Raw genomic sequence first — 24,578 nt, 5'->3', positions numbered from 1 at the left:
TTGAACAACGGTTAATTCAAATTCCATTGTATCATGCCCGCTCCGTTACTTGTAGTCCTCAAAAGCAACTCTGGTTATCAGAGCCTCTTGGTGCAGCTCTTCATTCGCAACCTGTCGGGAAATTCGGCATTCCGATGACAGCTTTAAGGGCAAACCCGTTTGGCGATCTATAGTTAAATGGTACACAGTCCGCACATCGGAGTGCTCCAGCTGGTTGTTCATATCCTCACAACTTTCCTTCCATACTTGGCTTAGCTTTTGTTGCAGCTCTTGGTTCGTTTCTGTTTGCTGCGTTTTTAAAATCCTGATTTGAGGATTTAACGTATTCATTTCTTCCATTAAACGTTCTTTCAACCAACGCTTTGCCGAGGCAGGTTCTGGTTCAATCCTCACCACCCAAGTTCCCCGGGCAGCTCCCTTTTCCATACGAATGCTCTTATTCAGTGTGTTTAATTCCTCAAGCTCCTGAATCGGATTGAAGCGATTTAACATGCCATTTTGAACCATAGAAGTATCCCCAGATGCCAGCGCAATCCATTTTCCATTTTGACGAAGAAACCGTTCATGTGTAACACCAAGCTCGGACTTATCTTCTTTCAGTGCTACATAGTCGCCTTGCTTACGCAAAGCCTCTGCAGATCCCCAGTGCATGATCAGTTCATCGTGATTTTTTAGCTTCCCGCGATATTCAAACTGTTTAGTCGTAGGCAGGCCGTCAGTTCTGATTCTAGTCTGTCCGATAAACGTTATCCTCTCTCTGCCAGCCATTCCTGCAACAGCTCTTCTAAAAATCTGCTCAGGAGTATATTGCCGATCCAGTGCACAACCGCTTAACACACATATTATCAGAAACATACAGCCCCGCATTACCCATTGCTTTCTCCACTGCATACCATCATCCGTCCTATCCTAAACATGACTATAAATCATGATAAAAATTCTGTTTCAGAACATCCAGGTTATAGCTATGCTTAGGATTACCTGTCTACAATCGGTTATGCAAAACAAAAAGAGAACATTCCCTAAGGAATATTCTCTACATATCGCCTACATGATCAATAACTATACGATTACGTCCTTCATTTTTCGCTTCATACAAGGCCATATCAGCCCTATAAAATAAAGATTCGATGCTGATTTGCTCGTCCAGCCAGTTCCATTCGGCAATCCCGCAAGAAACAGTCACCTGAGGATTAGTTTCATGCTGTACACGGCTACGTATTTTTTCTGCATATCCCAGTGCCTGTTGAACCCCCAACTGCGGCAAATAAATGGCAAGCTCCTCTCCGCCCCATCTGGCACATACATCCTCATCACGGGTCGCCGAGCGAACAATATTGCTGACGCTTTTCAGAATTTCGTCACCCGTCTGATGGCCATACGTATCATTCACCTGCTTGAATTGATCAATATCAACCAAAATAAGAGAGCCACAGAAATCCTTTTCCTGATGTTCCTGAATAATTCGGTCTACATAATGACGTACATATAAACCTGTTAACATGTCCATATTAGCCAGACGCCGCACCTCGGCATGTAGCATAGCATTGGTTACGGCCAGTCCGATATGAGGAGCTAGCATTTGCAGCATCTTGTAATTATCGTAAGAAAAAAAATGTGGAAGCTTGCTCGACAATAATATAACCCCTCTAGGAGTCCCCCTGTTCTTCATAGGCACAGCCATCAAAGACTGAGAGTCCGTCGTATCCATAAACCGAGAGGATATCTTCCCATCCTTTCTATAGTCAGACACAATCACGGGTTCTCCTGTTTTGCATATCAGTCCAGCAAATCCACCTTCACGAGGGTAACTCTCCAGCTTTAAACTTTCCACATTGCTTGACATCACCCTAAAACAACTTCCATCCTGATCCAGCTGCACAATACAACAAAAGTCGGCAATGAACATTTTTAATAATTCCTGCACGGCAAACTCAAATATTTCATTTAATTTCAGGCTCTGATTCAAACGCTGAACCAACTCATTAATGAGCCGTAATTCATGGATAAGTACATTCGATTGCTCCAGCAGCTTCGCATTTTCAAATGCGGTGCCAGCTGTATCTGCCATCATCGCAATCAGCTCTACGTCCACTTTTTCCATACTATCCGCACCTGCCGGAAGAATCATATGGAAAACACCATATACGCCCTGTTTGCCACGTAACGGGATACCGATTTCAGTTATTTCATCTTGTGGACTGGCAGGCTCATTTACAGCCATTTGCCCTTTCATAAATGCACGGACACATACATCCTCGTCCCGTTCATGTAGCAACAAAGGCTTGACCTGAGGATTTCGACTGTGCCGATCCTGACTCATATACAACGTGATATCCACATGGGGAAACAAATAGGCGATACTTCCAAATACTTCATCCAGCACGCCTTCTACATCAATCTTGTCATGCATCCGTTTTACAATCTGAAATAAAATAGAGCGGCGTCTGCCTTCACGTTCACTCCGATTCTGCATCCCTAGGATATCTTCCATAAATATATACTCAAACTTCGAGTAAAAGCAGGATCTAAAATGCAAAGAAGCCACTAACAATGCGTCCTGATTCGAGACAAAATGTTGAGCAGGCCGTGTAAAACGAAGAGCGGCGAAAGGCTCTCTCTTGTAATTGCGGCATAGTATGGGAACCATGTATACAAATGCAAGGCTCCCATCTCGAAGTTTACGCTGGCTCACTTCCATCTCTCTAGATATGCAACAACGCTCGACCAACTCTAAATCCTCGTCATCATCCTCTTCCCTACCAGCAACCCGAACACCTGTAAAATTAAAGACAGCAGTATACTCTTCACTGATCCAGGATATACCATTGCTCTGCTGTAACCAATTCCGATATCCTTGGACGAGAAGCTGATTAATATAGGGGTAATCATAGGGTGTCATATCCATGTTCTGGAGCCAGGCAAAAGACGTATATCCTTTATCATCAAACAGCGGAGCACCGCTAGCCTGCACTGTTTTACTGTCAAGCGTTTGCTGATCCGTTGTTGAAAATTCCGACATATTAAGGCGCTCCTTCACAGCAAAATTAGCTGTACCAAGACAGCGGCTATACACCACTATAGCTCATAATATGATCTATTTTACTCTCAACTTTAGAAATTTGCATCCATTTTCCAGAAATTCGTCCCACCTTTTTAGTTCTTAAGCCCTATCGACAAATTTTGACGTTTTCATTCTTTTTCTCTACTTGACATTGACCCACTATAACATATAATATATATTATTGAAAAAGACTGTACGGCAGAACTATCTACTGTGCGGATCTTAAATTTTGGGCGTAACAGTTTGTGTCACCCTCATCTTATTTGTTGCTGACAGGACAGCGGCTGAACTTTTCTGTCAGTAGTGCGTCTCACCTTCTAGGTAGCGCCGAACAAATTGGAGCGCAAAGAGAGCCCCAACTCAAATTTTAATTATGAAGGAGTTAACTCTATAATGGCACGTTACACTGGTCCTAAATTTAAATTGAGCCGTCGTCTCGGTATTTCCCTGAGCGGCACAGGTAAAGAATTGAAACGCCCTTTCCCTCCGGGACAACATGGTGCAAACCAACGGAGAAAAATCAGTAACTACGGTATGCAGCTTCAAGAAAAACAAAAGCTTCGCCACATGTACGGTTTGGGTGAAAAACAATTCCGTACCCTGTTCAACAAAGCTCAACACATGCACGGTATCGCTGGTGAAAACTTTATGTTCTTGCTGGAAAGCCGCCTGGACAACCTTGTATTCCGTCTTGGCTTTGCTAATTCCCGTGCAGGCGCACGTCAATTGGTAGCTCATGGTCACGTTACTGTGAACGGCAAAAAAGTTGACATCGCTTCTTACCAAGTAAGCCCTGGTGACGTGATCGGTCTTCGTGAAAGAAGTCGTTCCCTGTCTTCCATCAAAGAAGCTTTGGAAAACCGTAACCACTTGGTAGCTTACCTGGAGTACAATGACGCAGCTCTGGAAGGTAAATACATTCGTTTGCCTGAGCGTGCTGAATTGTCCCAAGATATCGATGAAAAACAAATCGTCGAGTTCTACAACCGCTAATCCTTGCATTAGCACCAAAAAGCACCCGAATTCATTCGGGTGCTTTTTATATTCCCCACATATTAAGCCTGAGATTTTTATTCAATGGGGATGTACACTTTCATATTCAAATGATCAGGATAGGAATTCATCACGTCCGTAATTTCAAAATCAGGCCCCTCCCTCCGTTCAAAATTAGAATTAGGAAGCCATGTGCCATAGATAAAATCTCGTATATTCTGAACTCGTCCTTTTGAACCTGAAGCGTCAAACTCAGCATACTTGCCTGCTGGAATCTCCATATATATGAAACCCTCTGCCAGTTCTTTTGACTCTTTTTCAACTTCCTCACCCACCACAAATGAAAATGCACCGTTATCTTCAAATCGACAGGCAATCCCATATGACATTCCCGGAGCGATTTTATTCGGAATACACATAAAATATTCATGTGCGCCAAAGTGTTCATAAAATCCTGGGATTTCTTTATAGTGCTGCTCATTATTCAGATTTGTTTTATATTCATATCCTACAATTTTGGTCGTTTCGAGTTGCAATATTACAGGCTTGTTCACCTCTAATTCCTCCGTTGCGCTTTTTTGGTAATCCAAAAAATTGATTTTGCTTTGACCAGAAAGCTCAATGTCACAGTTACGATATTTCCCAGGGGTGATCCCAAAACTTTTTTCAAAAGCGCGAGTAAAAGCTTCTTGCGAGTTGTACTGATACTCAATAGCAATGTCCAATACCTTTTGATTGGATTGCTTTAGCCGTTTAGCCGCCTCGGACAATCTTCTCCTTCTTATATATTGTTGCACTGTAAAACCCGAAATGGCCTGAAAAACCCGCTGGAAATGAAAGGCTGAAAAGTATGCCTGTGAAGCAACCTCGGCAATTTTTAAATCCTCCCGGAGATTCAATTCAATAAACTCAATCGCACACTGAATTCGTTTAAAGTAGTCCATATAATCCTTCCCCGCACTTGTAATTTATCTAGCCTACATCCACATTGGGTAACCCACGTATTCATTATGTATAACTCTTTGCCTACTTGTTTGATTATTTGTGCTAAGTTTACCACGGCTTTCACTTGGCAGAAATAAAAAAAGCAGCACTGAGATGTAAAATCAATCTCAACGCTGCTAATGAATGTATTTTAATTATCCGAGCTTGATTTTAGCAAATTTCCGTTTACCTACCTGTACAATGTCGCCTTCTTGCGGCTTGTATGCTTCGTTCACATCGGTCCACTTCTCTTCATTAATTTTAACCGAACCCTGCTGAATACTACGCTTGGCCTCACCGTTAGATGCTGCAAAGCCTAGATGAGTCAGCAACTGGATCACACGAATGCCACCTTCTTCTAGCTGATCTGCTGTCAAGGTGAATTCTTCAATATCATCAGGAAGCGCGCGTTGTTGGAATACGGTCACAAAATGCTGCTTGGCTGCTTCCGCCGCTTCTTCACCGTGGTACATGCGGACTAATGTTCCGGCCAGTTTCATTTTGGCATCACGTGGATGCACTGAACCCTCCTTAACACCTTTCGCCAGCTCTGCCAGCTCCTCATTGGTAATATCCGTTGCAAGCTCAAAATATTTCAGCATCAGCTCGTCAGGAACGGACATTGATTTACCGTAAATTTCGTTTGGCTCTTCATCCACACCAATGTAGTTCCCCAAACTTTTGCTCATCTTCTGAACGCCATCAAGACCCTCAAGCAGTGGTAATGTAATAGTTGCCTGCGGCTCCACTCCGTATTCTTTTTGCAGGGTTCTGCCCATCAGCAGATTAAACTTTTGATCTGTCCCTCCCAATTCTATATCACTTTGGAGAGCCACAGAATCCATACCCTGCATCAGTGGGTAAAAGAACTCATGGATGCTGATCGGCAAGCCGTTTTGGTACCTTTTTGTAAAATCATCCCGCTCCAACATACGGGCAACCGTTACTTTGGCAGACAGGGTTACCACATCCGCAAAAGACATCGGTCCTAACCATTCGGAATTGTAGTATACCTTTGTCTTTTCAGGATCGAGAATCTTAAAGATTTGTTCCTTGTATGTTTGTGCATTGCGCTGTACATCTTCCTCAGTCAGTTGCTTGCGGGTCTCCGATTTACCTGTCGGATCACCAATTCTGCCTGTAAAATCTCCGATAATCAGTTGCACTTGGTGCCCTAATTCCTGAAACTGGCGCAGTTTGTGCATAACAACCGTATGTCCGATGTGAATGTCGGGCGCAGACGGATCCAAGCCCAGCTTAATTTTGAGTGGCTCGCCGCTAACAACCGATTTAATAACCTTACGCCTCAGCTCATCTTCAGGTACAATTTCCGCTACTCCACGACGTATCACTTCTAGTTGTCGTTCTACCTCTGCCTGTTGCTCAGGCTTCAATTCTTCCCACTTCATCCTGAATCCCTCCTATTTTTCATCCAAAAATTACTATTTAAACAAACCAAAAAGCCCCTTTCATCCCAAGGGACGAGAAGGAGCTGCTCGCGTTACCACCCTAATTAAAGAAACGTATGCAAAAACAAACGTTTCTTTCACTTCATTCCTATAACGGGTCTACACCCGGTACCGGATTACTATGGGAGCTTCGCAAACCTGCAAAAGCCTTCCATTCATCCAGACAGCTCCAGACGGTAATTCAAAGGAGGGACGCTACCGATTCACACCACCCATCGGCTCTCTGCACAACGTGATTCCGCCTTCTACTGAAGTCTTTCTCTGCTTTTCACGATATTTACTTTGACCTATTTATAACACACTGTTTTTATGTAGTCAACGACACCAAAAGACAGGCTTTTTAGCATATGGGTTCATTTTGTAATTTTATGCTATAATAATGGCTGTTATAAAGGAGGAAGACTTAATGGTTGAAGAAAAAAACAATGTATCAGAGCCAAAGCCTTCCCGCTTACGGAGAACCATGCGAAGGCTCGGCCGTGTCATAAAGTGGGTCGTCATCATCGGTTTTATGGGAGCACTATTCGCAGGAGGAACCGCCGCCGGCTATATTGCTTCTATTGTAAAAAACGAGCCCGTGCGTTCCAGATCTACGATTCTACAGGAAGTAGATAAAAATGCAATTACAGGCTTCGCTTATTTCAATGATGGCTCTCCCATCGGGCAGCTTCGGACCGAGGAAGATCGAAGACCTGTTACATTTAAGGAGATTCCTCAGCTCGTCATTGACGCAGTCATTGCCATTGAAGATAACCATTTTTACGAGCATAAAGGTGTCGATTTGTCGGGAACGCTGCGTGCTGTGAAGCAAAAGGCACTACATGAATCCGTACAAACTGGAGGGAGTACTCTTACCCAGCAGCTTGCACGTCGTGTCTTTTTAAATCTTGATCGTACGGATGACCGCAAGGTCAAAGAAATTTTGCTATCTCTGCGCCTTGAGCGCTTCCTGAGCAAGCAGCAAATAATTACAGCCTATCTCAATAAGGTACCTTTCGGTAACGGATCAAGCGGTTACAACGTCTTTGGTATTAAAGCAGCGGCCAAAGGTATTTTTAATGAGAATGATTTGGGCAAGCTTAATGTAGCCCAAGCTGCCTATCTGGCAGGTTTGCCACAACTCCCTTCTTCTTATTCTGCTTACAACGGTAAAGGCGAATTTAATGAAGCTGGTTTTAAAAGAGCGATCAACCGCCAGCACCTGGTGCTCAGCCGAATGCTGGAGGAGAACAAAATCAATAAAGCACAATATGATGAAGCGATGGCTTTTGATATTAAAAAATCTCTCGCACCACGCACTGTTAAGGCTTATAACACCTATCCATATCTTATGATGGAAACAGAGCGGCAAGCTGCGCAGGCACTCATGTCTGTCACCAATCCGAGTCAAGCGGCTAATGCCAGTGCAGATACCAAAACCAAGGATGATAACGACTTGCTCAAAGAAGCCGAACAGCAGCTTCGCACAGGCGGTTATATGGTATATACCACCATTGATAAGAGCGTGTACAAATCTATGCGTCAAATTGCAGAAAATAAGGACAACTTCTCTGCTACTAGTAAAACCAAGGGTGACGAGCAAGCGGCAGCCATTCTGATTCAGCATAAAACTGGCGCCATTCTCGGTATGATGGAAGGTCGTGACTTCCAAAAAGAGCAAATGAACTATGCTACCCAGATGGTACGCCAGCCGGGTTCAGCCATGAAACCGATTGCTGCTTACCTGCCTGCTTTGGACAGCGGTCTCGTACAGCCTGGCACGATTGTGGATGATGCTCCTATTATTTTGAAGGATGGCAGTAATGGATATCACATCCCGAAAAATTCCAACAACCGCTACCAAGGATTGGTCACAGCGCGTTATGCACTGAATCAATCGCTAAATACGATAGCTCTCAAGCTGTTTAACGAAAAGGTAGGGATCAATAAGGCGTGGGCTTTTGCTAAAAAACTGGGTATTACCACCTTGGAACCAAGCGATAACAACGCCCAAACCGGTGTACTCGGTGGCTTGGCCCACGGGGTAACCGTTGAGGAGCTCACCAATGCATATGGAGCCATCCCAAATGGCGGTGTGTTTAATGATGCCTACATGATCGAAAAGATCGTGGATTCGCAAGGCAATATTGTATACAAGCATCAGCCTAATCCCGTGCAAGCCTTCACACCACAAACTGCCTACCTGATGACGGATATGTTACGTACAGCCGTATCGGAAGGCACAGGCAGACTGGTGAAGCGTAACTTTAATCAATCCGGCAAGATTCCGATCGCCGGCAAGACAGGTACTACGCAATCCTACACCGATGTGTGGTTCGAGGGCTTTACACCTGACGTCACGCTGGGAGTGTGGGTTGGTTACAAGCAACCTGTCAATAAGCTTGAAACGAAAGCACAAAAAGAGCGGGCTCGTCGTCTATGGGCTCTAATCATGAATGAAGTAACGGCTAAAGATTCTCAGTTATTCCAAACGGATAGTTTCAAGAGACCTGACGGTATTGTAAGCCGGACAGCATCCGCTTATGGTTCAGACATTTATAACAGTAAATATTTACCCAAAAACAGTGAAAATGGCGTTACCCGTGCGAAATATATTACCTATCAGGGTGTAAATTACATTCCACGTGATGGTACGCCAGATGATATGTTGTATGAACGGACCGTTAGAAAACGGGAAAAGCCAATCTCAGAATTGATTAAAGAGCTTCAGCAAGCCTTTACAGTGATGAGACGGCATAATTCGTTGTCCTACTATCTGCCTCAAGATGCAGATAAAGAAGCTCCTACTCAGATTGATCCACGCAAGGACGATGGGGCAGCTCCTAACGCTCCATCTAGCGTCAGCGTAAGCTATAGCGACGGCAAGGCCATAATTAGCTTTAGCCCAAGCGGAAACAGTGATGTTGTAGGTTACCGTCTATATCGTTCTACAGATGGAGGCAGCTTCGAGCGGCTTGGCAAGGTTGTCATGGCTGATGGCTCCAAGGTATTCTCCGACAGCCCTGGTGGAAGCAGCGCAAGTTACTATGTGACCGCCGTTGATGTGGGAGGACATGAGTCTGGACCAAGCAGCAAAGCAGACACAGCACCTGTAGTACCACCTGCGGATTCTGAGTCACCAGACGCTCCGGGCGAGGGAGATGAAACAGGTGCGCAGCCTACAGAAGTTCCTACTGCTCCTGAACAGCCCCAAGCTAAAGCGGCAGGCACGTCCGTAGTGCTCCAATGGAGTGCAGGAAAGCCTGCGGACGCTATAACAGGCTATAACGTATATTACAGTGAAAGCGGTGCGGAGCCTTTTAAAAACATAGGCTCTACCGCAAACACCAACTTTGAGTATAAACCAGGCCGCAAGCCCAAAGGCTGGTTCCGTGTTACTTCCATGAATACCATGGGGGAATCGGCTCCTTCTGGAGCCGTTCGTCCATAGTTCAAGACAAAAACAAGAAGCAATATTTTGGGTGAGATGAATGAGTTCATCCTAATAAAAAAGGGAGTCTTCATAGCTATAATGGCTATGGAGACTCCCTTTTTAGTGCAAACATGCATCAATTCAATCCTCAATGGTAGACAGGTCACCTGTAGGAAGGTTAAGCTCCCAGGCTTTCAGCACACGTCTCATAATTTTGCCGGAACGGGTTTTGGGTAACTTTTCCTTAAATTCAATTTCACGCGGAGCAGCATGAGCAGACAGCCCTTCCTTGACGAAGCGGTAAATGTCCTGTTGTAACGCTTCCGACGCGGTATAGCCATCACGCAGGGCGACAAATGCTTTAATGATCTCTCCTCGAACAGTATCTGGTTTCCCAATGACTCCAGCTTCCGCTACAGCAGGATGCTCCAGAAGCTTGCTCTCCACCTCAAAAGGACCGATGCGCTCTCCGGAGGAGTTGATAACATCATCAATTCTTCCCTGAAACCAGAAGTATCCGTCCTCATCCATGTAAGCCGAATCACCGGATACATACCAGTCGGGAAAACGGAAATATTCCTGGAACTTGTCTGGATTGTTCCATATACGGTTCATCATGGATGGCCATGGTGTACGAATCGCCAAATGTCCCATCCTATTAGGAGGCAACACCTGGCCTCTGTCGTCCAAAATAGCTGCCTGAATACCTGGGAGTGGCTTTCCCATCGAGCCCGGCTTAATCGGCAGCTCTGGGTAATTACAGATCAACTGTCCTCCTGTCTCCGTCATCCACCAAGTATCATGAATACGCTGTCCGTAGACTTGCCACCCCCATCTCACCACTTCAGGATTGAGTGGCTCCCCAACGGATAATACATGCCGCAAGCTGCTGAGATCATAATTGGCAACAACCTGCTCCCCTGCGCTCATCAGCATCCGAAACGCCGTAGGAGCACTATACCAAATCGTCACTTCGTGACGTTCAATCGTACGGTACCAGTCCTCTGGGCTGAAACGGCCTCCACGGATGACATTTGTTGCTCCATTTAGCCAAGGAGCAAAAATGCCATATGACGTTCCCGTAACCCAGCCAGGGTCCGCAGTACACCAATATACATCATCTTCCCGCAGATCCAGCACCATTTTACCCGTATAGTAATGCTGAATCATTGCATTTTGCACATGATACACGCCTTTGGGCTTGCCCGTTGAGCCTGATGTATAGTGAATAATTAATCCATCTTCACGACTCAGCCATTCGGGCTCAAGCTCTTCTGAGGATGTGAGCATTTCCGTTTCGAAATCAATAATTCCCTGCTCCCGTTCGTCCATATCACCGACCACAAAAATATGACGCAACTCAGGAAGCTCCTCACGTTTTACCCGTGAAAGAAGCGCAGGTGTGGTTACTAATGCCACCGCCCCGCTATCCTCCAAGCGATCTTTAACCGCCGTTTCCATAAACGCCTCAAACAGTGGACCGACAACAGCGCCTACCTTTAAAACCCCAAGCATACTAATGACCAGTTCAGGTGAACGCGGCATGAATATAAACACCCGTTCCCCTTTACCAATACCGTATTTGCGCAGCACATTTCCGAACCTGTTCGAGCTGGCACGAAGCTGAGAAAAAGTGTAGGTTTCATGACGGTTTGCATCACAATACAAAAGTGCTGCTTTCTCCCCCCGTCCTTCCTCTACATGTCGATCAATCGCTTCATGTGCCATATTCACTCTGCCTGTTTCATACCACGTAAAATGACGTTCTACATCTTCCCACTGAAAGTTGTTGTAAGCTTGTTCATAAGAGCCCATGTTGGATGTGGGAACTACAGCCTGGAGTTCTTCAATCTTCATGCGTTCAGCCTCCTCACAATAGAATAATGAGAATTACACAGAACAAAATAGCGCTTACAAAATTAATGGTGCAAATGATTTCTTTTGATTTGTGGTTTGATTTAAAGCACTTAATTGTGAACAATTCGTGTCTAAATCAGTATATCATAGGTAAGGATGTGACGACCATCCTTTTCATTTATTTGTTTTTTTGTTATAAGTAGGGGATATGAAGAGCTACTGATGGCAAACAAGGAGGTCGCACCCATGCAGCATTTAAAATTGTACCACTTGGACACGCTGGATCACAACGGACAAACCATCTATGTAGAAGGACCGGTATCCGCTGATCGATTGCGTTCATTTCAAATGCATACGCAATTGGACGCCTTTCGTAAACCAAAGGAGCAATTCGAGGCGCTGGTGGAAATTTCAGAACTGCCAGAAGGCAGAATTATCATTGCCCATGACGGAGAAACCCTTCTGGGATACGTTACTTTTCACTATCCAGATGAGATGGAACGCTGGTCGGAAGCTGGTATGAAGGATTTACTGGAACTCGGAGCTGTCGAGGTAGCCGATGACTATCGCGGATTGGGCCTAGGTAGCCGAATGATTCGGATTGCCTTTGAAGACGGACAGCTCGAATCCTATATTATTTTTACAACCGAATATTACTGGCACTGGGATTTAAAAGGCAGCGGTCTTTCCGTATGGGAATACCGCCGCATGATGGAACGCCTAATGAAAACCGTAAATATGGTATGGTACGCCACGGATGATCCTGAAATATGCTCACATCCTGCGAACTGTCTGATGGTACGAATGGGAGATGATGTACCCCTCGAATCACGAGAACAGTTTGACCGCATCCGGTTTGTCCGAAGATTCATGTATTAAAAAAATTACACCCTTAATCCAAATGCTTGAGCATGAACTCCACAATACGGTGTGAACGATGTGAAGCTTCCACTGTAAACTCAGCATAATTCACGTGAGCCGATCCATCAGCCTTATCTGACATAGATCGTAGGACAACATAAGGCACAGCATTCATATGAGCTGTCTGAGCCACTGCGGCGCCTTCCATCTCGGTACAAGCACCGTCCATTTCTTGATGCAATGCTGTTACTATCTCACGGCTTGCGACAAATTGATCGCCGGAAAGTACTTTTCCGACAATATATCGATCTCCAAACGATTTGCAGGCTTGTTCAGCCAGATGGACAAGTTCGGGATCGGCCGCGAACTCTGAGGTGTCCTGATAAGGAATGACCCCTCTGGCATAACCCAAAGGCGTTACATCCATGTCATGTTGCATACATGTTGATGAAATGACAATATCCCCAATGTTTAAATCCGGGTGTACCGCCCCTGCCACTCCCGTGAATATAATTTGTTCTACGCCAAAATGATCAATCAGGATTTGTGTTGTTACCGCAGCATTGACTTTGCCCACACCGGACTTGCAGACAACCACCCTTTGTCCGTGAATCATTCCTGTAGTGTATGTGATTCCCGTCTTGGTCGTCTTACTTGCTTCCGTCATCGCCGAGAGCAGCAATTCAATTTCTTCATCCATAGCACCCATTAATCCATAAAGTCGGCTCATTACGCATCCCTCGTTTCTTAGTTTGATGATGATTTCACAAGAGAATATGTATCTACGAAAAAAGCTCCGTCAAAGGAGCTTTCATCGAAGGTATATCCTATTCAGCACTGCCGCTAGTCTAAATAATTAACTGATAACCGTAAAATAGTTTCGTGCGGCAAAATAACGCGAGAGTTCTCCACGTTTTCCTTCTTCATCAGCTTGGTTAGCAAACGCATTGCCACCGCACCCAAATCGTACATCGGTTGTGCGACGGTTGTCAGCTGAGGACGAACCATGGAGGCCATGCGAATATTGTCAACACTGATGACCGAAAAATCATCAGGTACTTTCAATCCCTCATCCTGAATGCTATGAATCGCACCAATTGCCATTTCATCTGTAGCGGCAAAAATAGCACTTGGTTTCTTCTTCAGACCGAGGAAGTATTTCATGGCTTCAACACCGGATTCATAGCGGTAATTCCCGATTCGCACGAGATCTTCCTGATAATCAATTCCGGCTGTTTCCAATGCTCTCTTGTAACCTTGGAAACGTGCATAACCATTTGCAGGGTCTTGAAGCGTACCACTGATCATTGCGATTTGACGGTGTCCATGGCGGATCAATGTGTTAACCGCATCGAAAGCAGCGGCTTCATGGTCAATATCGACCGAAGGATAGCTACCTTTTTCATCACTCGTTGCACATAGAACAATAGGGACAGCAGCTGTGTGGAACGCTTGAATATGCTCGTCCGTTACTGTGCCGCCCATGAACAGAAGCCCGTCGACTTGCTTTTCAAGTAACGTATTGATAACACGGATCTCTTTTTCTTTCCGTTTGTCGGCATTACATAAAATGATGTTATAGTGATACATATTTGCAATATCCTCAATACCGCGCGCAATTTCTGCAAAAATTGAGTTCGATATATCCGGAATAACAACGCCAACAGTCGTTGTCTTCTTGCTGGCCAGACCTCTAGCTACCGCATTTGGGCGATATCCCAATTGTTCAATCGCTTCGTACACCTTCTTGCGAGTTTGAGGTTTTACATTAGGATTATTGTTAACTACGCGGGACACTGTCGCCATTGAGACCCCAGCTTCGCGAGCTACATCATAGATCGTTACCGTCACATTCCTTCTCTCCATTGCCAATAAATTTTCAACCGAATCCTAGATCAACTAATTAGAACCATGATACGACAAAATACTACTTTATGCAACGACAGCACTCATTCTATCTATGTGAGATGATCGTGGAGCGCACGGGCTGTAATATTCGAATGGGATGTATGCCAGACAGCCTCCCCGTCCTTGACTAAAATGGCTTGCGGCGATTCATGTTTCACCTGAAGCTTGTCCGCAGCCGCATTGGACACCGGCCGATCTTCTACTACATAAATGATACCGTATTCAATATTTTCGTCGGGAGCACCTTCCAAATAAGACTCCACTTCCTGGTATGCGCCTGCACTTATCGGACAACGTGTGCTGTGCTTAAAGAGGAGTAACGGTTTGTCTGATGACGCTTCCAGAGCCGTATTTAATTGTTGAATAGTAGTCATTTTCGTCATCGTCGCCATTGGATATACATTCCTTTCTGTGTCTTGTCGTATGGCCTATTCTCATCGTAACAAAAAGAACATGTAAAATCCAATGGTGACCATGAAAATTTTCATATTTTTTAGTTTTTCGTATTCGTGAACACTGATTTACTGGTAAAACCGGATAATTGAACCAATCTTTTCTCTACATCATTCATCCAGTCTTCATCTCCTAGGCTTCTCGCATAGCGATAAAGATCCAGCAAGAGATTAATTCGAAGCTCCATTCGCTCCTCCAAAGCAGATTGCCAATCAACATTGGGATTGTCCGCTTCCTCCAGTACAAGCTTGCGAATAATTTCTGCCAGTTCATTGTTGCGAGCAAAAGATATTCGCCGGGGCGCAGGTTTGCTCCCTAGACTTTGTAGAAGTTCCTTAATGTCCTTCGTCACATGTTGCAGAACCTCACTGGAAAAGCATGACGGGCATGAAAATACAGGAACATGCAAAATTTCAACCTTACTCGCATATATTACCTTTCGTAATTCCAGTCCCATCGGTTCACCGCATTGGCATTGCTTTTGCACTTTTACCACCTCATTACATAGGATCAAACTATATAAGGATCTCTTCAGCATCCAGATATATCTATCTACTAGTCTATAAAATATTTGTTAACTCTATAAAATCTATCATACCTTTTTTTATTTCGACTTTGGGGTCTCAAATCCTTCCACAGATTGCAGCAATGAACAAATTACCAAGGCATTAGAGGGTCAAAAAATGACGGCGATTGTTGTAAAAGAGCGACTCCTAACCTGAGAATCTGCGAAGGAATGGACTTCGGGCTTACTTTTTCTTAAGATGTAAAAGTACAGATTACAAAACAAAGGTGTCATATGTGACCCAGGAAAGGATGGTTAGATGTCAAGACTTACCGGAAAAAAGGTCATTGCCCTCGTAGATGAGGAATTCGAGGATCTGGAATTATGGTACCCGGTGTACCGTGTTCGTGAAGAAGGCGCAGAGGTACATTTAGCCGGTGCTGAAAAGGGGAAAAAGTATATTGGAAAATACGGCGTACCTGCTGAAGCAGAATATGCCTTTGAAGAACTCAATAGTAGCGATTATGACGGTATTCTTGTCCCTGGTGGTTGGGCGCCCGATAAACTGCGCCGCTATCCCAAGGTAATTCAACTCGTACAGGAGTTTCATGCCGCACATAAACCCATCGGACAAATCTGCCATGCAGGCTGGGTACTGATTTCTGCTAAAATATTGGATGGTGTTACAGTCACCTCCACACCAGGTATCCGTGATGATATGGAAAATGCAGGAGCAATCTGGAAGGATGAAGCTGTTGTGACAGACGGACACATTGTATCCGCTCGTCGACCGCCCGATCTTCCACCTTACGGAAAAGCGTTCTGCGATGTATTAGCTAATAGCGCTCGGAAATAAGATAGGTAGTCCGCACATTTAGGACTTGAGTAACCTTATCTATGGCTATATCGAAAAAGCACCTTCAAAACCACTTTATTCATGGTTTTGAAGGTGCTTTTTCGTCCGAGCTATCTAAGCATTGCGGATATTAAAATATTACGGCCGCCCGGGTCCGGCCGGGGTACAGCTGATATTAGCTGCAGTCAGCTTGTCTTCGATCGCTGCACCAGTGGACATGCCAAAGCATGCACGAGCGATTGCCATTGCTTCAGATGCAGTCGTATTCAGCACACGATGCTTGACCCGCAACAAAGATTGGGGGGACATACTGAGCTGATGTATTCCCAGTTCCAGCCAAAGTGGAACGGATCGTTCATCTCCAGCCATCTCACCGCAGACACTCACATCAATTCCGGCTTGATGTGCCGCTTGTGCAGTCATGCGCAGCATTCGAAGTACAGCCGGGTGGTATGGATGGTACATATGCGCAATCTGCTCATTCATACGGTCTACAGCCAGCACATACTGAACTAGATCATTCGTTCCGATACTAAAAAAGTCGGTTTCAGCTGCTAATAGATCCGCGATCATCGCTGCAGCCGGAACCTCAATCATAATCCCTCGCTGAATTTTAGGATTATAGGCAAGCCCTCTTGCATCCAAATCCGCCATAGCTTCTTTCAAAAGAGCATCTGCCTGACGGACTTCCTCCACGGATGAGATCATCGGATACATGACCTTGATATTCCCCGTTGCACTGGCTCGCAAAATTGCAGTCAACTGAGTTTTAAACATTTCCTTCCAATCCAGACTAATCCGTATAGCACGATAACCTAGAAAAGGATTTTCTTCCTCTGGGAGCTCAAGATAATCCAACGGCTTATCGCCGCCGATATCCAATGTACGGATGACTACGGAGTGATTGCCTGCCTTTTCCGCTATTAGTCGATATACTTGATACTGCTCCTCTTCATTAGGAGCAGATTTACGATCCATATATAAAAATTCCGTGCGGAACAGCCCCACACCTTGAGCTCCATGCTTCAAAGCAGCCTCCAGTTCTTTAACGGAGCTAATATTGGCCGCCAGTCTCAGCGTGGTTCCATCCTTGGTCACAGCTTCTACCGAAGCGAGTACCTGAAGCTGCTCTTTTCTACGTCGCTGCTCGTCACGTAAAATGATATAGTGGTCTGTTACAGATTTTTCTGGATTCACATACACTCTACCCAGGTCACCATCCACAACCATCATATCTCCGGTTTGAACAGGCAAATTCATATTGCTCTCCAATCCAGAAACGAGTGGAATACCAAGCGCACGGGCCATAATCGCGGAATGCGATGTTTTACCACCATTCATAGTCACAATCCCTAACACATAGCTGGGATTCAAGTGTGCCGATTGGGATGGTGAGAGCTCTTTGGCTACCAGGATATAGGGCTGAGTGTCCTTGGGAAGAGTCACTTCCGGTGCGCCCAGCAAATGCTTGAGCAGTCGGTTCCCCACATCCTTGATGTCGATTGCCCGCTCCTTCATATATTCATCATCCAGCAAATCAAACATTGTCACAAAATGATCAATAGCTTCCTTCACAGCCACCTCGGCCGCCTTATACTGACGCTGAATAATGCCGCTAATTTCATTCATGAACTCCGGATCTTCCAATATCGCTAGATGAGCATCAAAAATGCTGGATTCCTCCGCTCCCACCATCTCTCGGAACTCATCCTTAATAAACTGGATTTCACTTTTGGATGTACGTATCCCTTCATACAAACGTTCAAATTCCTTCGCTAGATCTACCGTATCCATTTTTTGATCAGGTAAATCCCATTCCCAGCTCGGCAGGACAAATGCCTTCCCGATGGCCACACCTGCTGCGGCGCCGATGCCTTCTATCATGTTTCTACCCCTCCAACATTCCTGTCATGCAGCACAACGGACATTACCGAGGCCTGACCTTTTTTCACTGTTTTAAACGGAGCAAAGCTCCACGACTTGACGCGATCCGGATTCGTGATGACCATAGGAGTCACCAGCGATGGAGCTTGCTCTCGTAGCGCCTGCAAATCAAATTTGATCAGCAATTGCCCCGGTTCCACCGTATCGCCTGCTTCTACCATAGCAGTAAAATTCCCTTTTAGCTGTGAAGTATCAATCCCGATGTGAAGCAGAACCTCAAGTCCTTCTCGTGTGGAGATGCCTAAAGCGTGCATGGTCGGATACAAGTGCATCACAGTCCCATACACCGGAGACACAAGTTCACCGCGTTCAGGAACAAAAGCAACACCGTCCCCAACCAGCTTCGTTGCAAAAATTTTGTCAGGCACTTCATGAATCGGTAGCATTTTTCCATGTACAGGAGCATTGAACAAAATTTGAGGGAGATCACGCTCCATCAGCTTTGCAATTTCCTCACGAATCAGTTCTGAATAGGTTCCAAATACGACTTGTAAATTACCTCCGCCCAGATTAATAAGCCCGGCCGATCCCAATGCCTTCATCGCTCCGGTATCAATCAGCCTGTCATTATGGACAGTCAGCCGTAAACGGGTGATGCAGGCTTCTACCTGCACAATATTCTCCTTCCCACCGAGTGCTTCCAAAATAAGTGGAGCACTGTAAGGAATATTACCGGCCCAATCCTCCAGAACCGAGCCTTCCTCACGTCCAGGAGTTGGAATCCGGAAGCGACGGATTGCCCATCGAAACAGTACATAATACACAAGCCCATATGCCACTCCGACTGGAATTAACAACCAGGCGTTATGTGATAGATGGAAATTAAGGACATAATCTATAAAACCCGCCGAATATGAAAAGCCATGATGAATGTCCAGTTCAAAGGTAAGCCACATGGCCAGACCGGACATAACCGCATGAACGAGGAACAAATAAGGAGCAGCAAACAAAAAGGCAAACTCAATCTGTTCCGACACTCCGGTAAAAAAACAGACCAATGCGGCCGTCAGAAACGTTTTTTGCACCTTTGGCTTCAAATCTTCACGAGCTTCCTGAATGATCGCTAAAGCAATCGCAGGGATCGCAAACATCATAATGGGAAACAACCCAGACATGAAATAGCCCGCTGTCGGATCGCCAGCAAAAAACCGGGGTAGATCCCCCTGCACAACGTTGCCAGACGGAGTTTTGTATGTACCCAGTTGAAACCAAAATATATTGTTAAGCAGATGGTGAAGACCAAAAGCTGCCAACAGCCGGTATAGAATGCCGTAAATAAGCAGTCCAAAACCGCCCAAGCTCGATTCCAGGCCTACAATAAATTCCAGTCCTCGTTGAATCAGCGGAGCAATAATCAACATGAGCCCTGCAAATACAGCAGAGAACAGACCAATAAGCAGCAGAACAAATCGGGTTCCCCCAAAAAACTGAAGCACTTCAGGCAACTTAATGCTTTTAAAGCGATTATAGGCCAACCCTGAAATGATCCCCAAAATGATACCAATGAGCGTCGCTGGCTGAATGAGTCCGTTTCCAAATCTCAATGTGACCTGATCATATATAGCCATACCAGCCAATGCAGCCAGTCCCGCCTGACCTGCTTGATTCGACATACCCAGTGCAACACCAACCGCAAACAAATACGGCAAAAAATAAAAAATCCCGTGTCCCGCCGCATTTGCCATATCGGACACCATAGGAAATCCCCACGTGGCCCAAGGAAGGCTGCCGAGACTTAGCAATATTGCAGCTGCCGGTAGCACCATCGTCGGGAGCATGACAGCACGACCAAGCTGTTGTAAGGATCCGAGCCAATTCATGGCATTCCTCTCCCTTCTATCCCTGATGGTAAGCCGAATAAATACTTTTGTCAAAGCCATGGTTCCGTCAGCCAAAAATATTTATTTACGCTTTTACAGGTCATATAACTTATTACTCAACGATAACCCTATGAATTTAACTAAACCACATCACATTCCAAGCATATATACATTATATGGATTCCTGAAAGTATAATATACTGTATCATGATTCTGATTTCACACCAAAAACCTTCAACCCTATGAAACAAGGGAAGAAGGTTTTCTTCATGTGCATATAGCATGGGTCAGAGGTGTGATTATCCTTTACGAACAGCTTGGGTCACTGAATCCTCCACCTTAATGCAACGATCCATAATAACCGTCATTCCATGCTCCTGCGCAATGTCAGCGGCTTCCTGGCTTATAATTCCCTGTTGTAGCCACAATATCTTAGCTCCAATAGCAGCGGCTTCACGCGCAACCTCTGCGCAGTATTCGCTACGACGGAATACATTAACCAATTCAACGGGCTCTGGTACTTCAGCAAGACTGGCATAGCAAGTCTCTCCAAGAATTGTTTGCCCTGCGGCCGCAGGATTAACCGGAATAATCCGGTATCCCCGCTTTTGCATAGCATAAGAAACCATGTATGAGGTGCGGTCTGATTTATCAGACAAACCTACAACCGCAATATTGCCTACTTGTTCCAAAATATTCTTAATCTCTTCTCTGGACGGATTTTCAAAAGCCATTCTATCTCCTCCTGTCTGTATCTTAACTTACCTTTATTTTACCCATTCTACGGAAGCACCAAGCGTCGTCAGATGGTCGAAATACTGTGGATACGATTTGGCGACATGATGCGCATCCTTGATCACTAGCGGCTTCTGCGCGCGCAAACCTACAACCGTCAATGCCATAATGACACGGTGATCATAATGCGCGTTGATTTCCACTCCACCTTCGACACCCTCCGGTCTACCATGCACAATGATTTCCGCTTGACGTTCTTCTACCCGAGCCCCAGCCTTGCTCAACTCATTCAAATAATCCGTAATTCGGTCACATTCCTTATACCGTAAATTTTCCACGTTATAAAAACGAGATGTACCTTCGGCAAATACAGCCGCAGCTACCATGGCAAGTACAGCATCTGTCGCGGCATCACCATCAAACTCGATGGCCTTCAATCGGCCGTTCCCCTTTACAACAACGGTATCGTTCTCATGTGTCAGTGGTACTTCCATCATACGCAGTACATCTACAATAGCGCGTTCTCCCTGTTTGCTCTGCTCTTTAAGACGATGGATGGTAACATCGGAATTCGTTACTGCAGCCGCCGCCAGCACCGCAGCACTCCCTGGATAATCCCCCTGTACAGTATACGTACGTGGCTGATAGGATTGCCGCCCCGGGACGCGGAAAGACATGTAGTCATCACTTGCATGAATGGTAATACCAGCCTCTTGCAATACCTCTAGAGTCTGCCCAATGACCACTTTGGATTTCAAATCATGCAGCACTTCAATTTCACTATCTTCCTCCAGTAAAGGTGTAAGGAACAACAGAGCGCTTAAATACTGTGAGCTAACCGAGCCGGACACCTGAATTTTACCGCCCTTCGCCTGACCACCCTGAATACGTATTGGCAACTTGCCTTCACGATGATCTACTTTAACACCTAGTTGGCCCAATGCATCAATTAGATCGTCATGGGGCCTTTTCCCCAATGAGTCGGGATATGTATTCACAAATGTAACATCCGGACATAGGGACGCAATTCCCATCAAAAAACGGAGCACCGCTCCTGCATTGCCTACGTTCAGTTCCTTCACAGCTTGAGGATGGCTACCAAAACCTGTAATCACTATTTTTTCATCATCCTCTTCCAGCACTGCTCCCAGATCGGTGATACAACGACGCATAGCGTCACTGTCCTCACTATGAGCTGGATAATAAATAGTACTTTGTCCATCGGCTAGTGCAGCCGTAAGCAGATAACGAGTCGTGTAGTTTTTGGAGGACAAAGCCCCAATCTCTCCTTGCAAGGAAGGGGTAGGTCTAACGATAACATCCATATTATACATGCTCCTTTTCGATTCAAACCATCCTAGTTTACGTTAATTATACAAGTTGTAACGTTCATTTCTCCACCTAAAAAATAAGGAATATTCATCTAGGTCTATCGAGGTTTAGCAACCTGGTTGACTAATCTTTATTTGATTTTTAGATTTAGGCTAATTGACAGCTTAGAGATCGCTTCGCTATCATACATAGAGAGTGTGACGTTTCTCACACGTCAACAATACAAGTAGTACCCATTTACATTAGAAAAGAGGTCCAGCCATGACGCAAATCGCTCTGATTGAACCTTCTGAGCTTCGCGCACGCCTGCAAGCAGGAGAGCAATTGCAATTGATCGACGTCCGTGAAGCGGAAGAAGTAGCGGAAGGTATGATTGAAGGTGCCAAACACATTCCGCTCGGACAGATTCCGGGCCGCCTTGAGGAAATTGAACGCACCGGTGAAATTATCTTTATTTGCCGGAGCGGTTATCGCAGTGAACGTGCCTGCGAATATTTGCAGCAGCTAGGTTACGAGGGATGCACCAACATGACTGGTGGCATGCTGCAATGGTCACAGGAGCAGTAAAACAGCTAGTCTATAAAAGAGACGGAAACTTTCCGTCTCTTTTATTTAAGCTCAGGCTTAGACGCGGTAAAGCATTAAACTATTGTGCTTCTATCATACCATAGCGTCAAAAGAATACACAATCCTTTAGCACATCCAAATTCGTATCTAAAATACCAATTAAAAAAACGGAAGCTTCTTCTACCCCAAGGGCAAAAAAGCTTCCGTTGTGTTACATACTACATCCTTACATATTCGTCAGTTCATTAGAACCATTGATGATGGAATACGCCTTCTTTGTCCACACGCTTGAACGTATGTGCACCAAAGTAGTCACGTTGCGCTTGCAACAGATTTGCTGGCAAACGCTCAGTGCGATAGCTGTCATAGTAAGCAAGCGCGCTGGAGAAGCCAGGCACTGGAATACCTTGAGATACAGCCACGGAAATCACTTGACGCCATGCATCTTGATACGTTTCTACTACATTTTTGAAATAAGAGTCCAGCAACAGGTTTTTCAGAGCAGGATCACGGTCATACGCATCCTTGATGTTTTGCAGGAATTGCGAACGGATAATGCAACCACCGCGGAAGATCATTGCAATTTTTCCGTATTTCAAATCCCAATCATACTCATCGGAAGCTGCACGCATTTGAGCGAAACCTTGAGCATAAGACACAATTTTACTTGCGAACAGTGCTTTACGTACGCTTTCGATAAATTCTTTTTTGTCGCCGCTGAAGGATTCAGCTTTAGGACCGCTCAGCACTTTGCTTGCCGCAATACGCTCGTCTTTCATAGCAGACAAGAAACGGGAGAATACGGACTCAGTAATCATGGACAATGGCACACCCAGATCCAGCGCGCTTTGGCTTGTCCATTTACCAGTCCCTTTTTGACCTGCAGCGTCCAAAATCACATCTACCATAGGCTTGCCTGTTTCAGCATCATACTGGGAGAAGATGTCAGCTGTAATTTCGATCAGGTAACTGTCCAATTCACCTTTATTCCATTCTGTAAAGATTTCATGAAGCTCTTCTGCACTCACATTCAGAACTGATTTCAGCAAGTGATATGCTTCACCAATCAATTGCATGTCGCCGTACTCGATACCGTTATGCACCATTTTTACATAGTGACCAGCACCGTCGGGACCGATATATGTACAGCATGGGTCGCCGTCCACTTTAGCAGAGATTGCAGTCAGAATCGGCTCTACCAGTTTGTAGGCACTTTCTTGTCCACCTGGCATAATGGCAGGACCATTCAAGGCACCTTCTTCACCACCGGATACGCCTGTACCAATAAAGCGAAGTCCTTTTTCCTCCAGCTCCTTGCTGCGGCGCTGTGTATCAGGGAAGTAGGCATTGCCTCCGTCTATAATAATGTCGCCCTTGTCCAGATGAGGCACAAGCTGTTCAATCGTGGCATCTGTAGCTTTACCAGCTTGAACCATGATCAGGATTTTACGGGGTGATTCCAGTGAGTTCACAAATTCTTCAATAGAGAAAGTACCCGTCAGTTTTTTACCTTCTGCTTCTTTGATAAGATCGTGCGTTTTTTCTGGAGAGCGGTTAAAAACCGAAACGGTGAAGCCTCTGCTCTCAATATTAAGGGCCAAGTTTTTACCCATTACCGCCAGGCCGATCACACCAATTTGCTGTTTTGCCATCTGGTTCCTCATCCTTTGCAACATATTTTGTATTCTATATCGCCGCTTTACCGCATTACACTTTATGTGAATCGGAACACGTGCACTTCTATTTTAACGTTTTTAGTGTCAGAAGTGAACCCCTGTCTGATCGCAGATCAAAACACCTCATTTTGCATGAGGTGTT

General features: G+C 45.2%; 19 protein-coding genes and 1 other annotated feature. Of the genes, 5 read left to right on the top strand and 14 right to left on the bottom strand.

Features of this window, described 5'->3' with window-relative positions; translation table 11 throughout:
- Nucleotides 1–45: 45 nt before the first annotated feature.
- On the bottom strand, nucleotides 46–867 hold the full coding sequence (locus ACXHJ2_RS07550; protein WP_165079697.1) for a hypothetical protein: 822 nt from the start codon (nucleotides 865–867) through the stop codon (nucleotides 46–48).
- A gap of 169 nt (nucleotides 868–1,036) precedes the next feature.
- Nucleotides 1,037–3,022, bottom strand: a complete 1,986-nt coding sequence (locus tag ACXHJ2_RS07545; RefSeq protein ID WP_165079649.1) for a sensor domain-containing diguanylate cyclase — start codon at nucleotides 3,020–3,022, stop codon at nucleotides 1,037–1,039.
- A gap of 435 nt (nucleotides 3,023–3,457) precedes the next feature.
- Between ACXHJ2_RS07545 and rpsD the strand changes: the two genes are divergently transcribed.
- Nucleotides 3,458–4,057 carry a 30S ribosomal protein S4 gene (gene rpsD / locus ACXHJ2_RS07540; protein WP_013371873.1) on the top strand — a complete coding sequence of 200 codons (600 nt, stop codon included), beginning with the start codon at nucleotides 3,458–3,460 and terminating at the stop codon, nucleotides 4,055–4,057.
- A gap of 77 nt (nucleotides 4,058–4,134) precedes the next feature.
- Here the strand turns inward: rpsD and ACXHJ2_RS07535 are convergent, their stop codons facing one another.
- A complete protein-coding gene (locus tag ACXHJ2_RS07535; RefSeq protein WP_165079648.1) occupies nucleotides 4,135–5,001 on the bottom strand; it encodes an AraC family transcriptional regulator in 867 nt (288 codons plus the stop codon).
- Nucleotides 5,002–5,196: 195 nt separating this feature from the next.
- Nucleotides 5,197–6,450, bottom strand: a complete 1,254-nt coding sequence (gene tyrS, locus ACXHJ2_RS07530) for a tyrosine--tRNA ligase (protein WP_058829828.1) — start codon at nucleotides 6,448–6,450, stop codon at nucleotides 5,197–5,199.
- 65 nt (nucleotides 6,451–6,515) lie between these two features.
- Nucleotides 6,516–6,781: a binding site (T-box leader), on the bottom strand.
- A gap of 135 nt (nucleotides 6,782–6,916) precedes the next feature.
- Between tyrS and ACXHJ2_RS07525 the strand changes: the two genes are divergently transcribed.
- Complete coding sequence (locus ACXHJ2_RS07525; protein ID WP_165079647.1) at nucleotides 6,917–9,940, top strand: transglycosylase domain-containing protein; 3,024 nt, start codon at nucleotides 6,917–6,919, stop codon at nucleotides 9,938–9,940.
- A 123-nt stretch (nucleotides 9,941–10,063) separates the two neighbouring features.
- Here the strand turns inward: ACXHJ2_RS07525 and acsA are convergent, their stop codons facing one another.
- The gene (acsA, locus tag ACXHJ2_RS07520) at nucleotides 10,064–11,779 is read right to left on the bottom strand and encodes an acetate--CoA ligase (protein WP_165079646.1); all 1,716 of its coding nucleotides are present in this window, start codon (nucleotides 11,777–11,779) and stop codon (nucleotides 10,064–10,066) included.
- A gap of 246 nt (nucleotides 11,780–12,025) precedes the next feature.
- On the opposite strand from acsA, the gene ACXHJ2_RS07515 reads away from it, so the two are divergent.
- Complete coding sequence (locus ACXHJ2_RS07515; RefSeq protein WP_165079645.1) at nucleotides 12,026–12,658, top strand: GNAT family N-acetyltransferase; 633 nt, start codon at nucleotides 12,026–12,028, stop codon at nucleotides 12,656–12,658.
- 13 nt (nucleotides 12,659–12,671) lie between these two features.
- On the opposite strand, the gene ACXHJ2_RS07510 is transcribed toward ACXHJ2_RS07515, so the two are convergent.
- The 4 genes from ACXHJ2_RS07510 to ACXHJ2_RS07495 all read right to left on the bottom strand — a co-directional run bounded on the left by ACXHJ2_RS07510 (nucleotide 12,672) and on the right by ACXHJ2_RS07495 (nucleotide 15,488).
- On the bottom strand, nucleotides 12,672–13,370 hold the full coding sequence (locus ACXHJ2_RS07510) for a 5'-methylthioadenosine/adenosylhomocysteine nucleosidase (protein WP_165079644.1): 699 nt from the start codon (nucleotides 13,368–13,370) through the stop codon (nucleotides 12,672–12,674).
- A gap of 113 nt (nucleotides 13,371–13,483) precedes the next feature.
- On the bottom strand, nucleotides 13,484–14,491 hold the full coding sequence (gene ccpA, locus ACXHJ2_RS07505; protein WP_013371881.1) for a catabolite control protein A: 1,008 nt from the start codon (nucleotides 14,489–14,491) through the stop codon (nucleotides 13,484–13,486).
- A 107-nt stretch (nucleotides 14,492–14,598) separates the two neighbouring features.
- On the bottom strand, nucleotides 14,599–14,940 hold the full coding sequence (ytxJ, locus tag ACXHJ2_RS07500; protein ID WP_025675454.1) for a bacillithiol system redox-active protein YtxJ: 342 nt from the start codon (nucleotides 14,938–14,940) through the stop codon (nucleotides 14,599–14,601).
- Between the two features lie 101 nt (nucleotides 14,941–15,041).
- On the bottom strand, nucleotides 15,042–15,488 hold the full coding sequence (locus tag ACXHJ2_RS07495; RefSeq protein ID WP_013371883.1) for a hypothetical protein: 447 nt from the start codon (nucleotides 15,486–15,488) through the stop codon (nucleotides 15,042–15,044).
- Between the two features lie 337 nt (nucleotides 15,489–15,825).
- On the opposite strand from ACXHJ2_RS07495, the gene ACXHJ2_RS07490 reads away from it, so the two are divergent.
- Nucleotides 15,826–16,362 carry a type 1 glutamine amidotransferase domain-containing protein gene (locus ACXHJ2_RS07490; RefSeq protein WP_013371884.1) on the top strand — a complete coding sequence of 179 codons (537 nt, stop codon included), beginning with the start codon at nucleotides 15,826–15,828 and terminating at the stop codon, nucleotides 16,360–16,362.
- Between the two features lie 138 nt (nucleotides 16,363–16,500).
- Here ACXHJ2_RS07490 and ptsP read toward each other — a convergent pair whose 3' ends face one another.
- From ptsP to aroA, 4 genes are all read right to left on the bottom strand, one after another.
- Nucleotides 16,501–18,246 carry a phosphoenolpyruvate--protein phosphotransferase gene (gene ptsP / locus ACXHJ2_RS07485; RefSeq protein WP_025675451.1) on the bottom strand — a complete coding sequence of 582 codons (1,746 nt, stop codon included), beginning with the start codon at nucleotides 18,244–18,246 and terminating at the stop codon, nucleotides 16,501–16,503.
- Nucleotides 18,243–20,126, bottom strand: a complete 1,884-nt coding sequence (locus ACXHJ2_RS07480; RefSeq protein WP_013371886.1) for a glucose PTS transporter subunit IIA — start codon at nucleotides 20,124–20,126, stop codon at nucleotides 18,243–18,245. The genes ptsP and ACXHJ2_RS07480 overlap by 4 nt, the downstream gene beginning before the upstream one ends.
- 299 nt (nucleotides 20,127–20,425) lie before the next feature.
- Nucleotides 20,426–20,860, bottom strand: a complete 435-nt coding sequence (locus tag ACXHJ2_RS07475; protein WP_017427811.1) for a CoA-binding protein — start codon at nucleotides 20,858–20,860, stop codon at nucleotides 20,426–20,428.
- Nucleotides 20,861–20,893: 33 nt separating this feature from the next.
- Nucleotides 20,894–22,186: a 3-phosphoshikimate 1-carboxyvinyltransferase gene (gene aroA / locus ACXHJ2_RS07470; protein ID WP_040103395.1), complete on the bottom strand. Its 1,293-nt coding sequence runs from the start codon at nucleotides 22,184–22,186 to the stop codon at nucleotides 20,894–20,896.
- Nucleotides 22,187–22,454: 268 nt separating this feature from the next.
- Here aroA and ACXHJ2_RS07465 point away from each other — a divergent pair, with 268 nt between their 5' ends.
- Nucleotides 22,455–22,760 (top strand): rhodanese-like domain-containing protein, encoded by a 306-nt coding sequence (locus ACXHJ2_RS07465; RefSeq protein WP_013371889.1) that lies wholly within the window; start codon nucleotides 22,455–22,457, stop codon nucleotides 22,758–22,760.
- 245 nt (nucleotides 22,761–23,005) lie between these two features.
- On the opposite strand, the gene gndA is transcribed toward ACXHJ2_RS07465, so the two are convergent.
- Nucleotides 23,006–24,412: an NADP-dependent phosphogluconate dehydrogenase gene (gene gndA, locus ACXHJ2_RS07460; protein WP_013371891.1), complete on the bottom strand. Its 1,407-nt coding sequence runs from the start codon at nucleotides 24,410–24,412 to the stop codon at nucleotides 23,006–23,008.
- Nucleotides 24,413–24,578 lie beyond the last annotated feature (166 nt).

The organism is Paenibacillus sp. ALE3 (genome assembly GCF_054113405.1).
This window is presented reverse-complemented; position numbering and strand designations above follow the sequence as displayed.

What these genes read in the sequence shown, in the direction of transcription:
- ACXHJ2_RS07550 (WP_165079697.1), bottom strand. Translation starts at nt 867, where the DNA reads ATGCGGGGCTGTATGTTTCTGATAATATGTGTGTTAAGCGGTTGTGCA.
- ACXHJ2_RS07545 (WP_165079649.1), bottom strand. Translation starts at nt 3,022, where the DNA reads ATGTCGGAATTTTCAACAACGGATCAGCAAACGCTTGACAGTAAAACA.
- rpsD (WP_013371873.1), top strand. Translation starts at nt 3,458, where the DNA reads ATGGCACGTTACACTGGTCCTAAATTTAAATTGAGCCGTCGTCTCGGT.
- ACXHJ2_RS07535 (WP_165079648.1), bottom strand. Translation starts at nt 5,001, where the DNA reads ATGGACTACTTTAAACGAATTCAGTGTGCGATTGAGTTTATTGAATTG.
- tyrS (WP_058829828.1), bottom strand. Translation starts at nt 6,450, where the DNA reads ATGAAGTGGGAAGAATTGAAGCCTGAGCAACAGGCAGAGGTAGAACGA.
- ACXHJ2_RS07525 (WP_165079647.1), top strand. Translation starts at nt 6,917, where the DNA reads ATGGTTGAAGAAAAAAACAATGTATCAGAGCCAAAGCCTTCCCGCTTA.
- acsA (WP_165079646.1), bottom strand. Translation starts at nt 11,779, where the DNA reads ATGAAGATTGAAGAACTCCAGGCTGTAGTTCCCACATCCAACATGGGC.
- ACXHJ2_RS07515 (WP_165079645.1), top strand. Translation starts at nt 12,026, where the DNA reads ATGCAGCATTTAAAATTGTACCACTTGGACACGCTGGATCACAACGGA.
- ACXHJ2_RS07510 (WP_165079644.1), bottom strand. Translation starts at nt 13,370, where the DNA reads ATGAGCCGACTTTATGGATTAATGGGTGCTATGGATGAAGAAATTGAA.
- ytxJ (WP_025675454.1), bottom strand. Translation starts at nt 14,940, where the DNA reads ATGGCGACGATGACGAAAATGACTACTATTCAACAATTAAATACGGCT.
- ACXHJ2_RS07490 (WP_013371884.1), top strand. Translation starts at nt 15,826, where the DNA reads ATGTCAAGACTTACCGGAAAAAAGGTCATTGCCCTCGTAGATGAGGAA.
- ptsP (WP_025675451.1), bottom strand. Translation starts at nt 18,246, where the DNA reads ATGATAGAAGGCATCGGCGCCGCAGCAGGTGTGGCCATCGGGAAGGCA.
- ACXHJ2_RS07480 (WP_013371886.1), bottom strand. Translation starts at nt 20,126, where the DNA reads ATGAATTGGCTCGGATCCTTACAACAGCTTGGTCGTGCTGTCATGCTC.
- ACXHJ2_RS07475 (WP_017427811.1), bottom strand. Translation starts at nt 20,860, where the DNA reads ATGGCTTTTGAAAATCCGTCCAGAGAAGAGATTAAGAATATTTTGGAA.
- aroA (WP_040103395.1), bottom strand. Translation starts at nt 22,186, where the DNA reads ATGGATGTTATCGTTAGACCTACCCCTTCCTTGCAAGGAGAGATTGGG.
- ACXHJ2_RS07465 (WP_013371889.1), top strand. Translation starts at nt 22,455, where the DNA reads ATGACGCAAATCGCTCTGATTGAACCTTCTGAGCTTCGCGCACGCCTG.
- gndA (WP_013371891.1), bottom strand. Translation starts at nt 24,412, where the DNA reads ATGGCAAAACAGCAAATTGGTGTGATCGGCCTGGCGGTAATGGGTAAA.